Genomic DNA, 14264 nt, shown 5'->3' on the forward strand with positions numbered 1-14264 from the left:
ACCCTACAGAATAAGGAAACGCTCGGTCATCTGGCCGGGCGTTTTTACGTTTAGCGAAAGATGCAGGGTGGGTTTTCACCCCACCACGCCCCCTACTCCGCAGGCAGTTTCAGCGCCTTCGCCTCTTCCCGGCTCAGTTGTTCGCCCTGCTTGCGCTTGAGCAATTCTACGCGCGCCTTTTCATAGATCGGGTCCTGCCAGAACATCATGCAGCCGTTGCAGCCGCGCCCGCAGCACCCTTCGGTGCCGACGCGGTTGGTCTTGTGCCGCCGTTCCTGCGCACCCTCGCCGATGGTATCGACCAGCGCGTCGCGCTGGCGGGCATAGGCTGCCGGGCGGTCCTTGCCGCTTGTTTCGATCCCCTGCACCGTCTTGTCGAGCTTGATCCGCGCCCATTGGTCCGGGGTCAGCGCCTTTTCCTTGCGCAGCACGGTGAAGGCGGGGAAATGCGCCTTCAGCCAATCGGTATCTTCGTGGTCGAACAGCGCGAAGGGCACGCGGATGACTGTCTTGGTCGATCCGTGAATAACCTCTTTCCGCTCGCCCGTCGCCGCCACTTCGAAATCGTACAGGCGCAGCAGAACCGTGTCCTTGGCCACAGGTGAGACGAAATCCAGAACCTCGCCCGCTTCCAGCTTGTTCTTCACCTCGACGAGGAAGGCATCCTCGGTCACCTCCGTCACGACGCCCGCATATTCCCATTGCGCGATGCTGGCCGTGTGTTCGTATCCATGCGCGTGATGGGTCAGACGGCCTTCGTGAAACGCCAAGGTATATCCGCGGTTGGACACCGTTTCCAGTTCTTCCATGAAGGGCCGCGGATCCCAGTTTTCCGGGTCCTCGTAATACGCATCAATCGCCATCCGGTAGGCGCGCGCGACGATGGCGCAGTAATATTCCGACTTGCCGCGCCCTTCGACCTTCAGGCTGTCGACGCCGATCTTCAGGTAATCGTCCAGCTTGGGCAGCAGGCACAGGTCGCGCGAATTCATGATGTAGGATCCGCGCCCGTCCTCCTCGATCGGCATCAATTCGCCCGGACGGCAGCCTTCTTCGAGCAAGAACTCAAACAGATCAGCGTTTTCCGGGGTGATGTTCAGGTCCTCGACCGTGCCGTCCTTCAGCCGCATCCGCACGCCGTAATTCCAGCGGCAGGAATTGGCGCAATTGCCCTGGTTCGCGCCCCGTTCGGCCATGAAGTTGGACAGCAGGCAGCGGCCCGAATAGGTCATGCACATGGCGCCGTGGATGAAGGCCTCGAGCTTCACATCGGGGCATTTTTCGCGGATTTCGGCCAGTTCCGGATAGGACACTTCGCGCGCCAGCACCACCAGCGACGCGCCCTGATCCTGCCAGAACTTCACCGACAGCCAAGAACAGACATTGGCCTGGGTCGAGATGTGCAGCGGGATTTCCGGGGCCCGTTCGCGCACATATTGGAACACGCCCGGATCGGCGATGATCAACCCGTCGGGCGAAACTTTACGAATGGTTTCAATATATTCGTCGAGCTTCGGGATGTCCTTGTTATGCGAAAACAGGTTTAGCGTCAGATAGGCGCGCTTGCCATGATCATGGCAGAACTGGACCCCTTCGATCACTTCTTCGAGCGAGAATTCCGATTTCGTCCGCAGGCTCATGTCGGGCGTGCCAAGGTACACGGCATCGGCACCGTAGAGCACCGCCATCTTCAGCTTGCGCAGATTGCCCGCCGGCATCAACAATTCGGAACGTTGCATCGGACCCATCCTTTTCCAGACCGGGCCTTTTGCACGTTTTTCAGATTTTTGCAAAGGGGTCAGCGTGCCGACAACGCCTCGCTCAGCACCTTGCGCACCAGCTCGCCGTCCACGTCCGAGGTCACGAAGGCCTGCCCGATCCCGCGCGCCAGTATAAAGCGCAGCTTGCCGTCCACCACTTTCTTGTCCTGCGACATCAGGTCGAGAAGCCCGTCCGCATCGGGCAGATCACCGGGAATGTCGGCCAGATCGACCTTAGTGCCCATCTCGCGCAGATGGGTGCGGATACGGCTGGGGTCTTCCTGGCTGCACAGCCCCATCCGGGCGCTGAGTTCGAACGCAAGGGCGCAGCCGATGGCAACTCCTTCGCCGTGCAGCAACCGGTCGGAATAGCCGGTGGCGGCTTCCAGCGCGTGACAAAAGGTATGGCCAAGGTTCAAAAGCGCGCGGTCGCCCTGTTCGGTTTCGTCCCGTTCGACGATTTCCGCCTTCATCTCGACCGAGCGTTTCACCGCATAGATCCGCGCGTCCATGTCACCTGCGGCAGCGCGCGATGCATTGCCTTCAAGCCATTGAAAGAATTCAAAATCTCCAAGCAGGCCGTATTTCACGACCTCGCCGTAGCCGGCGAGGAAATCGCGCGATTTCAAAGTGCCCAGAACCCCGGTATCGGCCAGCACCAGCGACGGCTGGTGAAAGGCACCGACGAGGTTCTTGCCATGAGGCGAATTGATCCCGGTCTTGCCGCCCACCGAACTGTCCACCTGCGCCAGAAGCGAGGTCGGAATCTGCACGAAGCGCACGCCCCGGCGCAGCACCGCCGCCGCGAAACCGACCAGATCGCCGATCACCCCGCCGCCAAGCGCCACGACGACGTCGGACCGTTCGACTTTCTGTTCCAGAAGCCATTCCACCGTGTCGGTGAGATGGGGCCAGCTCTTGGTCGCCTCGCCAGCGGGAAGAACCTTGGAAACCATATCGATTCCAGCGGCTTGAAGACCTTCCCTCAGGCTTTCCAGATGCAACGCCGCGACGTTTTCGTCACTGATCACCGCCACCCGCTTGCGCCGCAAGAGCGGTGCGATCAGTTCCCCCGACCGGGCCAGCAGCCCCGGCCCGATATGAATGTCATAGGCGCGCTCGCCCAATCCGACATGGACGGTATCCTGCATCAAGCTGTCTCCACTACATCGGGCCGCGTTTCGATCGCGGCGATGACCCTGTCACGGGTTTCCTCGATCGAATAGCTCGGCTCCACCGCGACTCTCAGATCGGCCTCGGCATAGATCGGGGTGCGCTGCCGGTAGAGGTCCGACAGGGTGGCGAAGGGATCGGGCGTACGCAGCAGCGGCCGGGTCGACTTGTGCCGCACCCGCTGCCACAGAAGATCCAGCCCGGCATCGAGCCAGACCGAAACACCCTGTTGCGAAATCACCTCGCGGTTCTGCCTGGCCAGGAAGGCACCGCCGCCGGTCGACAGGATGCAGCGTTCATTCGTCAGCAGCCGCTCAATGACCTGGCTTTCCTTTTGCCGAAAGAAACTTTCGCCGTCACGTTCGAAGATTTCCGCAATGCTCATGTTGGCCGCGGCTTCGATTTCGGCGTCCGAATCAAGGAACGGTACACCAAGCTTGGCCGCCAAGGCTTTGCCCACGGCTGTTTTCCCGGCCCCCATCATGCCCACCAGCACGACTGTTTTCTTCAATTTCCAGCTCATGATCCGTTGATCTCGGCCAACCCTTGCCGTTTTTCAAATTTCCCGACTGAATGACGTGATCTCGCGCAAATTGCCAGTTATAAGTTGAGGAAAATCACAAGCAAACGGGCAGCAAGAAAATGGGGCGTATCTTCAAATGGCTTTTCACTCTGGCGATTCTGGGTTTCATCGGCCTGGTCGCCTATGCTTATGTGGGTCCGTGGCTGGGGGCTGATTTCTCCGCTCCGCAAACGGAACAGCGGCTGAAGGTGGTGTTGGATGCGGGCTAGCCTGGCGCTGCTCTTCTTCTGCCCGACGCTGGCGCTGGCACAGGCGCCGCTTTCTGCAATCGACTGGCTCAACGATCCAGCGCCCGAACCGTTGATCAGCCCCGGTGCCCTGCCGATGGAACCGCCGGTCACCGACACGGCAGTCATTCCCGAAATCGACACCGCGCCGCTGGACGACGTGCGCGCCGGCGCGGTTGGGTTGCTGCCGCCGCAGATGACCGGCCTGCCAGCCAGCCTGTGGCAATACAGCCGGTCGCAGGACCTGGTCGACCTGGTCGCGGCGCAAAAGGTCAGCGCCCTGCCGGCGATGCAAACGCTGCTCTACACCCTGCTTCTGGCCGAGGCCGATGCGCCGTTGCCCGGCACCACCGAAAACTCGTTCCTGCAGGCGCGGCTTGATGCGCTGCTGGAACTGGGCGCAGTGGAACCGGTGCAGGCGCTGCTGGACCGGGCCGGCACCGATACCGCGCCACTGTTCGCGCGCTGGTTCGACGCGACGCTGCTGACCGGCGACGAAGACAAGGCCTGCGCCCGGTTGGTGCAGGCCCCGCATCTCGCGCCCTCCTATGCTGCGCAGGTGTTCTGCACCGCACGAACCGGCGACTGGAGCACCGCCGCGCTGACCTTCGACACCGCCCGTGCGCTTGGCATCCTGTCCACGCAGGAAGAGGTGCTGCTGCTGCATTTCCTCGACCCCGAACTTGTCGAGGGCGAACCGCTGCCGCATCCGCCGGTACGCCCGTCACCGCTGATATTCCGGCTGCGCGAAGCGATCGGCGAACCGATGCCCACAGCGCCCTTGCCGCGCGCCTTCTCGGTGTCCGACCTGCGCGGCAATGCCGGATGGAAAGCACAGATCGCCGCCGCCGAACGGCTGGCGCAGACCGGGGCGCTGGCGGAAAACCGGCTTCTCGGCATCTATTCCGAACGTCTGCCGGCGGCCTCGGGCGGGATCTGGGACCGCGTCGATGCGCTGCAGCGTTTCGACATCGCCCTGCGCGCCCGCGATCCCGGCATGGTCGCCGAAACGCTGCCCAAGGCGGTCACCGCGATGAAGGTCGCGCGGCTGGAAGTCCCGTTTGCCAAACTTTACGCCGATCCCCTGCTGCAACTGCCGCTGACCGGCGAGGCGGCGCAAACCGCCTATCGCGTGGCGCTGCTGTCGCCGCAATACGAAGCGGCGGCGCAACGCTATAGCGATGCCTTCGCCGACATGCGTTTTCTCACCGCGCTGGCGCAGGGCAACCCGCAGAACGCCACCGCGTCGAACGAAACGGAACGCGCCATCGCCGAAGGTTTCGCCGCGACCGGGATGCCAGAGATCTTCCGCGCCGACATCGCGGCGGGCCGCCTGGGCGAAATAATCTTGCGCGCCATGCTGCGCTATGAACGCGCGGCGCGCGGGGAACTGTATGAACTTCCCACGGCGCTTGCCACCTTCCGCGCCATGGGCCTGGAAGACGCCGCACGGCGCGCGGCGCTGCACTTCCTGTTGCTGGAGCGCCGGCTGTGAGCACAACCGACCTGCACTGGATATCCGCCTTTCTCGAAGCGCAATCGGCCGAACTGGGCGCGGCGGACAATACCCGCCTTGCCTATGCCCGCGATCTGAAGGATTTCGCTGCCTGGACGGTACGCCAGTCGGTCGATTTTACCGCGATCAGCCGCGATCAGATCGAAACCTACCTGATCGATTGCGAAGCCCAGGGGCTGGCCCGCTCGACCCGGGCGCGGCGGCTGTCGGCGATCCGGCAACTGTTCCGTTTCGCCTTCGAGGAAGGGCTGCGACAGGACAACCCGGCGATCCAGATCTGCGGCCCGGGGCGGGACAAGAAACTGCCCAAGACGCTGAGCGAGGATGAGGTCGACCGCCTGCTTGACGCCGCCCGCACCACCGGGCGCAGCGCGTCGGACAGACTGCGCAATTCCTGCCTGATGGAAGTGCTATACGCTACCGGCATGCGGGTCAGCGAACTGGTGTCGCTGCCGGTCGCCGCGACCCGTGGCGACCCCAGGGTGCTGCTGATCCTCGGCAAGGGCGGCAAGGAACGCATGGTGCCGTTGTCGCCCCCGGCGCGGGCAATGCTGGCCGAATGGCTGGCCACGCGGGACGAAATCGAGGAAGCGGCGCGCAAAAAGGGGCTGCCGGCCTCGCGCTACCTGTTTCCCAGCCGGGGCAAATCGGGGCACCTGACCCGGCACCGGTTTTTCCAGATCGTCAAGAATCTGGCGGTCGCTGCCGGCGTCGCCCCCGACAAGGTGACGCCGCACACGTTGCGCCATGCCTTCGCCACCCACCTGCTGGCCAATGGCGCCGACCTGCGCGCGATCCAGACACTGCTGGGCCATGCCGACGTGGCCACGACCGAGATCTACACCCATGTTCTGGACGAACGGCTGAAGGAACTGGTGCTGGAACATCACCCGCTGGCGCGCGAAGACTGAGCCCTCGGCGCAGACGACGATCCGCAACCCCTTGATCCGCACCGGTTTGATGCCCATAACCCTTGCCATGCAAGGGGAAACGATCGCCATGGAAACCACCGTCGCCACGCTTGACAGCGCCTTCTGGATCACCACGCTGGCGATCCTGTTCCTGCTGGTGCTGTCGGGCTTCTTCTCGGGGTCCGAAACCGCGCTGACCGCCGCCTCGCGCGGCAAACTACGCAGCCAGGCCGACAAGGGATCGCGCGGCGCGGAACGGGCGCTGAGGATCACCGAAGATAACGAACGGCTGATCGGGTCGGTCCTGCTGGGCAACAACCTGGTCAATATCCTCGCCGCTTCGCTGGCCACGTCGCTTTTCACCCGCGTCTTCGGCGATGGCGGCGTGGCGCTGGCGACGCTGGTGATGACGCTCCTGGTGCTCATCTTTGCCGAGGTGCTGCCGAAAACCTATGCCATCACCAATGCCGAAACCGCCGCCGCGCGGGTATCGTCGCCGATCCAGTTGATCGTCACCCTGTTTGCGCCGGTGGTCGGCGCGGTGCGCTGGTTCGTGCGCCTGATCCTGCGGGTCTTCGGCGTGCGCACCGATCCCGACAGTCAGATCCTCGCCGTGCGCGAAGAAATCGCCGGCGCCCTGCAGCTCGGCCATTCCGAAGGCGTGGTCGAAAAGGAAGACCGCGACCGTATCCTCGGCGCGCTCGATCTGGGAGACCGCGCGGTCGAGGAAATCATGCTGCACCGCAGTCAGATCGAAATGATCGACGCCGACAGCGATCCGTTGCAGATTCTGGCCCAATGCGTCGAAAGCAATCACACCCGGCTGCCGCTCTATCAGGGCGATCCGGACAATATCGTCGGCGTGGTCCATGCCAAGGACCTGCTGCGCGACATCCACAAGCTGCTGCTCGCCCCGGAGGCATCGCCCGAGGCGTTGAAAAACTTCAAGATCAGCGATGTCGCCATGCCGCCCTATTTCGTTCCCGACACCACCACGCTGGACGACCAGATGCGGCAATTTCTTCGCCGTCGCACGCATTTCGCATTGGTCGTGGACGAATACGGATCGCTGGAAGGGCTGATCACGCTGGAAGACATCCTGGAAGAAATCGTCGGCGAGATCACCGATGAATTCGATCCCGATGCCGAATGGTCGATTCAGAAAACCAAGGACGGGCAGTTCCTTGTCGATGGGTCGGTGACGATCCGTGACCTGAACCGCGCCCGGGATTGGAACCTGCCCGATGACGAAGCCAACACCATCGCCGGGCTGGTCATCCACGAAGCGCAGATGATCCCGACCGCCGGACAGGTGTTTTCCTTCCACGGATTCCGCTTCGAAGTCGTCGGGCGTGAACAGAACCAGATCACCAAGCTGAAGATCAGGCCGCTGTGACGGCCATGACCATCGCCATCCTGATCCTCGCCGCCGGCAGTTCCTCCCGCATGGGGCCGGGGCGCGACAAACTTCTGGAACCGCTGCACGGGCGGCCCCTGCTGACGCTGATGCTGGACCGGGCCCATGCCACCGGCTGCCCGGTCTATGCCTGCCTGCCTTCGCCGTCCCACCCACGGGCGCGGCTGATGGATGATCGGACGACATCGGTCTGGGTCCCCGATGCCGACGAAGGCATGGGCGCGTCGATCCGGACCGGGATCCGCGCGCTGCCCGACACGGTCGAGGCGGTGATGATCCTGCCCGCCGACATGCCGGAACTGACCGCCGAGGATCTGAGGACGGTTCTGAACGCCTATGAATCCGGACGCATCGTCCGCGGCACCAGCGCGGAGGGCAAGCCGGGCCATCCGGTGATCTTTCCGCGCGATTGCTTCGACGACCTGAAGGCGCTCGGCGGCGATCGGGGCGCGCGCGGCGTTCTGACCGATCATGCCGAGCGACTGAAGCTGATCCCCCTGCCCGCGCGACACGCGCTGACCGACCTTGACACGCCAGAGGCCTGGGCCAACTGGCGCGCCGGGCATTCAGCCGAATAGAACCCGGGTTTCGCGCGCGCTCAGGGTTTGCCGCGCGGCCGGATAGACCTTGTCGGCGCTGTCCTGCATCAGCTGCGGGAACAGGCTGACGATTTCGTTCCGCTGGGCTTCGTCCATGCCCAGCAGGCTCAGATCGCCGGGCTGGAAGCTTTCGCTCCAGCAGCCATCCCCCTGCACCACCTGGTGCGTGTCGAACATGAAATGCACATAGGTCACGGCCTCGTCGCCCAGCTGTTCCACCCCGTCCAGAAAGGTCAGGTGGATCGCGGCAACGAACACTTCATCGCTGCCGAACCAGAGCGCGGTCTTCGGGGCGTCGATCATCATCCGGTGCTGCGGCGACACGGTCAGGTCACGACAAGGAACCCCATCGCCAAGCGCGCCCCTGCGGATCAGCACCGGGCGCAAACCCGGCTTCCCCTCCAGTTCCGCCGCGGCCAACTCACGCTTCCCTGCCCAGCGAACCGGCTGGAACCCGTTATCGCGGGTCAGCACCATATCCCCTGCACGGATATCGCGGGCGGCTTTTTCCCCGCCCCGCGTCATGATCATGCTGTTTTCGGTAAAGCACGGGACATGCACGACATTTTCGATGTCACTGAAATACAGAACCGACCCGTCTTGCCATTCCACGCTGCCGGTTTCGGGATCGTTCGGATCATAGGTGATGTTGGCCAGGCCGTTGACGTAAAGCGTGTCGCCCTTGGTTTCGCCATTGGCGCCGCCGTCGATCTTGAACCGTTCGCCATTGCGCAGGCTGTCATCGACGAAGAAGCTGTCATCGCCATCGCCGCCCATTGCGGTGTCGCCGCTTGAGATCTGGAAACTGTCGTTGCCCGCCTCGCCGAACATCGTGTCGCCGCCCAGGCCGCCGATCAGCAGGTCGTCGCCCGCGCCGGCCTCGATCCAGTCATCGCCGAATTCGGCATCGATCGTGTCATTGCCCAGCCCGGCGCGGATCGTGTCGTTGCCATATCCGGCGCGGATGCTGTCATCGTCGGCGCCTGCCCCCGGATCGATGGCATCGCCGCCATCGACGCGGTCGCCATCGGGATCGCCGGTAAAGCTGTCATCGATCAGCTCGCTGCCCGATCCGCCCTCGACGATCCCGTCGCGACTGTCCGCCGGAATACCCATCGCGGCCAGCTGCGCCACGTCCGACACATCGGCCGGGGCCACCCCGATCAGGGTCAGCGCCTCACCATGCGGGAAGGACAGCACGGCGTTGCCCGCCCCGTCGTCCGACACCACCACGTCGTTCACATCGACCGGGTTGCCAGCGTCGTCGGTCAGGCTGGACACGTCCAGCAGGTCCTTGCCGCTATAGGTCCCGTCGGTGTTCTGCACCGGCGCGTCGAAGCCTTCGACCCTGTCAGTGCCGGAAAAATCGGCCAACACCAGCGTGTTGGTGCCGCTGCCCAGCACCAGGTGTTCGACGCCTTGGAAATTGGCGGTTGATGTGCCGTCGGACACGGTGCCCGCGCCCTGGTTGGTTTGGCTCAGGTCGATGGTCAGGTCGTCGGTGACCGCGGACATGTCGAGGATGTCGCCAGTGACCTCGTCCTGGTCTTCCATCTCGATCGTGTCGTTGCCGAAATCGTTTTCCAGCGTGATCGTGTCGTCGCCATAGCCGGACCAGATGAAATCGTTGCCGGTGCCGCCCGCCATTGAATCATTGCCGAAACTGGCGCGCATCCAGTCGTCGCCGGCGCCGCCCAAAAGCGTGTCGTCGCCCTTGTCGCCGTTCATCCAGTCGTCGCCGGAGCCGCCCGAGAAATAGTCGTCGCCGTCATAGGCTTCGAAACTGTCGGCGCCCTCGCCGCCCATCGCACTGTCATTGCCGATGCCGCCGTAAAGGCGGTCGTCGCCGGTGCCGCCCAGCAGGGTGTCGTCGCCATCGCCGCCTTCCAGCTGGTCGTGGCCGCTGCCGCCGTCTATGTAATCATCGCCGTCGCCGGCCAGAACGGTGTCGTCGCCGTCCCCGGCCCGGACCACGTCGTCATTCGATCCGTCGGCGGCGTCGTTGTTGTCGATCCGGTCGCCTTCGGGATCGCCAGTGTAATAGGGATCGATAAAATCGCTGCCATCGCCGCCCTCGACCACATAGTCGCCCGCCATGGGCGGCGCATAGGCGGTGTCGGAATAGCCCGTGTTGAACGCCCCATTGCCGACCTCGGCCGTGCCGGCGGCGATCACGCCGTCGCCGTCCAGATCGGTGTCGGAATGATTGTCCAGCACCAGCGTGCCATAGCCGTCATTCGCATCCGTTCCCGGCGCGATGAACAGTGTCGTCAGCACCGGCGCACCAGCATCGGAGGACACCAGCATCGAGGCGTCGAATTGCAGATAGCCATCGCCCATCCCGGTGACATTTTCCTGCACCAGAGCGTAATCGCCCGCCGTGGCCGGTTCATAGGCATAAAGCACCGTGCCCGCCTCAAAATCGGCCTTGCTGTCATAGACGTTGACGCCGGTGATCCGGGTCGCGCCGGTCAGTTCGCCGTCAAGCGTGACCTGTTCGACGATCACCTCGACGATCTGGGTGTCGGTGAAGCTCTGGCTGCCGTTTTGCAGCACCACCTGCCCCGCCCCGTCCTGGCCGGTGCCGGTCAGCACGTCCAGATCGGGATTGGACACAACGTCAATGCCATATGCGATGAAAGAGGTGTTCATGCCAGTACCTCCTCAAGACGTCCGCCGGACAGGCAGGACCGAAATGCGCCGCGCGGGCGGGCTGTAAATAAACTTGCTGCGATGACTGGCTCGCTTGCGTTGGTCATACTTCCCTCGGACTCTAGAACGCGCGCGGGGCTGGTTATTTAAGCGCACGACGTGAAAAAGCGGAATTTCACCCCTTCTTTCGCAACTTTTCGGCAGAATTGCGTCTGAACTGGGGGAATTCTGTTTCAACACGCGCAAAGGCCACCCATTGGACCAGCCCTGCAAAGGTGTCGGGATTCAGTCGTTTCGTTCCCCCCCCGGGAAAAGTCGGAAAAGGGACAGCCCCCGGTCCCTTTTCCGGCTGCCCCCGCCGAGGCGGAGACAGTGCTGCATGACGCAGATTACTTGGTGAAGTTCAGCAGGGTCGCTTCGTGCTTCTTAAGCGACCGCCGCGCGGCGTGATAGTTGCCAACGCCTTCACGTTCGCGCAGTTCCGGGAACAGGGTGAAGATTTCTTCGCGCTGATCCTTGCCAATGCCCTTGAGCGACTGATCGCCCGGCTGGAAGCTTTCGGTCCAGGCCCCGTCCGACAGCACCACTTCGTGCTGGTCGAACATGAAGTGGATATAGGTGGTGCCCACCACGTTGACCTTGTGGATGCCTTCCAGGCCGACCAGGTGCTTGGCCGCGGCCAGGACCTCGGTTTCGTTGAAGTAGAGGTTCACCTTCTCGTTGGTGATCAGCACCCTATGGTTCGGGCTGACCATCATGTCGCGCTGCGGCAGGCCGTTGCCCAGGGCGCCCTTGCGGATCAGGATCGGCTGCAACTTGGGGTCGCGCGCCAGTTCGATCCCGGTCATCTTGCGGGCGCCGAGCCAGCGGATTTCCTGGATCCCGTTGTCGCGGGTGATGACCTTGTCGCCTTCCTTCAGCGTCTCGACCATCCGCGCGCCCTGCGTCGTCGCGATCAGGGTGCCAGGGGTGAAACAGGGCACGATGTTTTCGATGTTGGTGAAAGTCGCCGTGCCGGTGACGTCGCCCGCGCCGTCAAGGAATTCGACGGTGCCGTCGAAGCCGTTGCCGTCGCTGTCGGTGACCAGATCGGCCAGGCGATAGTCGCCGATCCCGTAGAGCACGAGCGTATCGTCGTCGTTGCCGCCCGCGCCACCATGCACGGATTCGCCCATTGTGATGCCCATGATGGTGTCTGCATCGTCGCCGCCCGAGATTTCGTCGACACCGCCGCCGCCCTGCAGCAGGTCGCCGCCGGCGCCGCCGATCAGCGTGTCGTTGCCCGACCCGCCATAGATCTCGTCTTCGTCGATCTGGCCGTCGAGATAGTCGTCGCCCGAGCTGCCGTAAATCGTGTCGTCATCGTCAGCACCGTAGATGGTGTCATCGCCGGCGCCGCCATGCAGGTAATCCCGACCATTGTCGGGACGCAGGTCGGTATCGTCGGGGATGTTGACCGCATCCGGATAGGCCGGATCGAGCCCGCCATAGACAAGGTCGTCGCCCGAGCTGGCATAGATCGTATCGGACCCTTCGCCGCCGATGATGGTGTCGCCACCGCTGCCGCCGTCGATTTCGTCGGCGTCCAGACCGCCATCGATGCTGTCGGTTCCGCGGCCGCCCATGATGGTGTCTGCGTCATCGCCGGTCATGATGGTGTCGGCGCCGTCGCCGCCATCGACGAAGTCGCGGTCGTTGTCGGGATCGCCGTCGGCGGGATAAAGACCCGGATAGCCCATGTCGGGCAGCGCGCCGTCCAATGCGCCGGGCCCCGAGGTGATAAGGTCCGACCCGCCGCCGCCTTCGATCGAATCGCTGCCGTCGCCACCGTCGATCGTATCGTCGCTGGCGCCGCCCAGAACGGTATCGTCGCCGTCATAGGCTTCGATGATATCGTCGTTCGGCGACAGGCCCGGCCAGATGTTGTCTTCGTTGTCGACCATGTCGCCTTCGGGGTCGCCGGTATAGCTGGCGTCGATGTAGTCATCGCCGTCGGTGCCCTCGACGATGCCGTCCAGCCCGTCTTCCTCGCAGCCTTCGATGGTCGAGAAATGCACGTCACTGACATAGACGCGCTGCGCGTCGTCGCCGCCGTTGGTATAGGAAATTTCGATCCGGATGACCGGGCCCGCGATTTCCACCAGGGCGCTGGCTTCCGCGTCGGTCGGTTCATAGGTGCCTTCCGTGCCGCTGACGGTGTTGCCGCTCAGGCCGACATCCGAACCGGGGGTGATGGTGACCGGGACGAGATTGCCTTCGGCGTCATAGCCGTTGATCGTCACCCCATCGAGATGCAGACCGCCGCCGTTGTCCGGGTCGGATCCGAAATCGACATCGTTCAGCCGGAAGCTGACATTTTGAACGTTGCTGTCATAGGCCTGATCGGTGGAGGTAAAGGACAGCACCACGGTCGAGGTGGCGTCGGTACCACCCTCGCCGCCCAGCCCCAGCAGCTTCAGAGCGGACTTCGGATCGAACGCTTCGCCCGCTGCAACGTAATTGTCGGAATTGACGGTCAGCGCCTCGGCGCCTTCGTCGTCTGCCGTGAAATCCACATTCACGGCAACGCCGCCGGTATCCACGGTGGTCGATGCACCCAAATTGGTGCCGTATGCGCCGAACAGGGACCAATCCAGAACCAAATCAGCCATTTGAACCCTCTTTCACCTTTTGCGATGGGGCATTCCCCATACTGCGCAGTGCAGTGGCGGAACCGTGAGGGCCCCGCCCGAAGCCAAATCCAACAGATCGCGCGGTTAATCGTGAACAGAGGCAAAACTTCCCCGCCCGGCGCCCGTTACGGACTGCCGGTTGGGACGCGAACCACCGGTTGCAAATCACCGCGTCAGTTGCGTCACCTCGCATCCACTTGAATGCATGACCTGTACTTTGTTGGCCGCCCCCGCAGCCAGCAGACGTATCCCCCCCCAGTAGGGCTACACCCAATACATACTTAAGAGAAACTTCCCGACAAAGGGATGATTTTAGACGACTTGCCGATATTCCGTCTAAATTCGTCAAAATTCCGGACATCCGGGAAACTCATTGGTTCCAATTCACCTGCTAAAAGGCAAAATATTTACCATGTTACGCATGTTTTGCACCCGCATTACGGAAACAATCCGGATATGAGGGATATTTTTCTACCCTAGAGTGCATCACTGTTTCCATTGGTCGGACAGAGGGCTGCACTTTTGTTCCGTCAAATTTCTGCCGCAAATAAGTGTCAAAAATTAGGAGAATGTTATCCAACCGGGGACAATAGCCGGAATGTCTGGCGATTTTTCCACGTTTGAATCAATTCAGGACGAATCAAATTCTACGTTTCGACCCTGAATCGGGCAAAAATGTGACCAAGATGTGCCCCGAACCGGCGCCGCCCCGAGCATGGGGCGTCCGCCTCCCCGTTTGGGGATCGCGGGGCCG

Annotated in this window: 10 protein-coding genes; 5 read left to right on the top strand and 5 right to left on the bottom strand. The window is 62.8% G+C overall.

The window, feature by feature from the left end:
* Nucleotides 1-92: 92 nt before the first annotated feature.
* Genes IT775_RS02275 through IT775_RS02285 form a run of 3 tightly spaced genes read right to left on the bottom strand, consistent with a single transcriptional unit; the run spans nt 93 to nt 3456 of the window.
* Entirely contained in the window at nt 93-1739 is a 1647-nt protein-coding gene (locus IT775_RS02275; RefSeq protein WP_212699437.1) for a U32 family peptidase, read from the bottom strand.
* A 59-nt stretch (nt 1740-1798) separates the two neighbouring features.
* Nucleotides 1799-2911, bottom strand: coding sequence for a 3-dehydroquinate synthase (gene aroB, locus IT775_RS02280; RefSeq protein ID WP_212699438.1), 1113 nt, complete (start codon nt 2909-2911; stop codon nt 1799-1801).
* Nucleotides 2911-3456: a shikimate kinase gene (locus tag IT775_RS02285; protein WP_212699439.1), complete on the bottom strand. Its 546-nt coding sequence runs from the start codon at nt 3454-3456 to the stop codon at nt 2911-2913. The genes aroB and IT775_RS02285 overlap by 1 nt, the downstream gene beginning before the upstream one ends.
* Nucleotides 3457-3575: 119 nt before the next feature.
* Here IT775_RS02285 and IT775_RS02290 point away from each other — a divergent pair, with 119 nt between their 5' ends.
* The 5 genes from IT775_RS02290 to IT775_RS02310 all read left to right on the top strand — a co-directional run bounded on the left by IT775_RS02290 (nt 3576) and on the right by IT775_RS02310 (nt 8165).
* Entirely contained in the window at nt 3576-3725 is a 150-nt protein-coding gene (locus IT775_RS02290) for a hypothetical protein (protein ID WP_212699440.1), read from the top strand.
* The gene (locus IT775_RS02295; protein ID WP_212699441.1) at nt 3715-5238 is read left to right on the top strand and encodes a hypothetical protein; all 1524 of its coding nucleotides are present in this window, start codon (nt 3715-3717) and stop codon (nt 5236-5238) included. Before IT775_RS02290 ends, IT775_RS02295 begins: the two co-directional genes overlap by 11 nt.
* Nucleotides 5235-6170, top strand: coding sequence for a site-specific tyrosine recombinase XerD (locus tag IT775_RS02300; protein ID WP_212699442.1), 936 nt, complete (start codon nt 5235-5237; stop codon nt 6168-6170). The genes IT775_RS02295 and IT775_RS02300 overlap by 4 nt, the downstream gene beginning before the upstream one ends.
* An 88-nt stretch (nt 6171-6258) precedes the next feature.
* Entirely contained in the window at nt 6259-7566 is a 1308-nt protein-coding gene (locus IT775_RS02305; protein ID WP_212699506.1) for an HlyC/CorC family transporter, read from the top strand.
* A gap of 5 nt (nt 7567-7571) precedes the next feature.
* Nucleotides 7572-8165 carry a nucleotidyltransferase family protein gene (locus IT775_RS02310; RefSeq protein ID WP_212699507.1) on the top strand — a complete coding sequence of 198 codons (594 nt, stop codon included), beginning with the start codon at nt 7572-7574 and terminating at the stop codon, nt 8163-8165.
* Here IT775_RS02310 and IT775_RS02315 read toward each other — a convergent pair.
* Both IT775_RS02315 and IT775_RS02320 read right to left on the bottom strand, forming a co-directional pair.
* Nucleotides 8154-10838 (bottom strand): Hint domain-containing protein, encoded by a 2685-nt coding sequence (locus IT775_RS02315; RefSeq protein ID WP_212699443.1) that lies wholly within the window; start codon nt 10836-10838, stop codon nt 8154-8156. The genes IT775_RS02310 and IT775_RS02315 overlap by 12 nt on opposite strands.
* Before the next feature lie 389 nt (nt 10839-11227).
* Nucleotides 11228-13489, bottom strand: a complete 2262-nt coding sequence (locus IT775_RS02320; protein ID WP_212699444.1) for a Hint domain-containing protein — start codon at nt 13487-13489, stop codon at nt 11228-11230.
* Nucleotides 13490-14264: the final 775 nt, after the last annotated feature.

This window comes from Thalassovita aquimarina (genome assembly GCF_018219815.1).
GTDB classification, from domain to species: Bacteria; Pseudomonadota; Alphaproteobacteria; order Rhodobacterales; family Rhodobacteraceae; genus Thalassobius; species Thalassobius aquimarinus.

Bases quoted from the DNA above. Each gene is read 5' to 3' on its own strand.
- IT775_RS02275 (WP_212699437.1), bottom strand. From the start codon at position 1,739: ATGCAACGTTCCGAATTGTTGATGCCGGCGGGCAATCTGCGCAAGCTG.
- aroB (WP_212699438.1), bottom strand. From the start codon at position 2,911: ATGCAGGATACCGTCCATGTCGGATTGGGCGAGCGCGCCTATGACATT.
- IT775_RS02285 (WP_212699439.1), bottom strand. From the start codon at position 3,456: ATGAGCTGGAAATTGAAGAAAACAGTCGTGCTGGTGGGCATGATGGGG.
- IT775_RS02290 (WP_212699440.1), top strand. From the start codon at position 3,576: ATGGGGCGTATCTTCAAATGGCTTTTCACTCTGGCGATTCTGGGTTTC.
- IT775_RS02295 (WP_212699441.1), top strand. From the start codon at position 3,715: ATGCGGGCTAGCCTGGCGCTGCTCTTCTTCTGCCCGACGCTGGCGCTG.
- IT775_RS02305 (WP_212699506.1), top strand. From the start codon at position 6,259: ATGGAAACCACCGTCGCCACGCTTGACAGCGCCTTCTGGATCACCACG.
- IT775_RS02310 (WP_212699507.1), top strand. From the start codon at position 7,572: ATGACCATCGCCATCCTGATCCTCGCCGCCGGCAGTTCCTCCCGCATG.
- IT775_RS02315 (WP_212699443.1), bottom strand. From the start codon at position 10,838: ATGAACACCTCTTTCATCGCATATGGCATTGACGTTGTGTCCAATCCC.
- IT775_RS02320 (WP_212699444.1), bottom strand. From the start codon at position 13,489: ATGGCTGATTTGGTTCTGGATTGGTCCCTGTTCGGCGCATACGGCACC.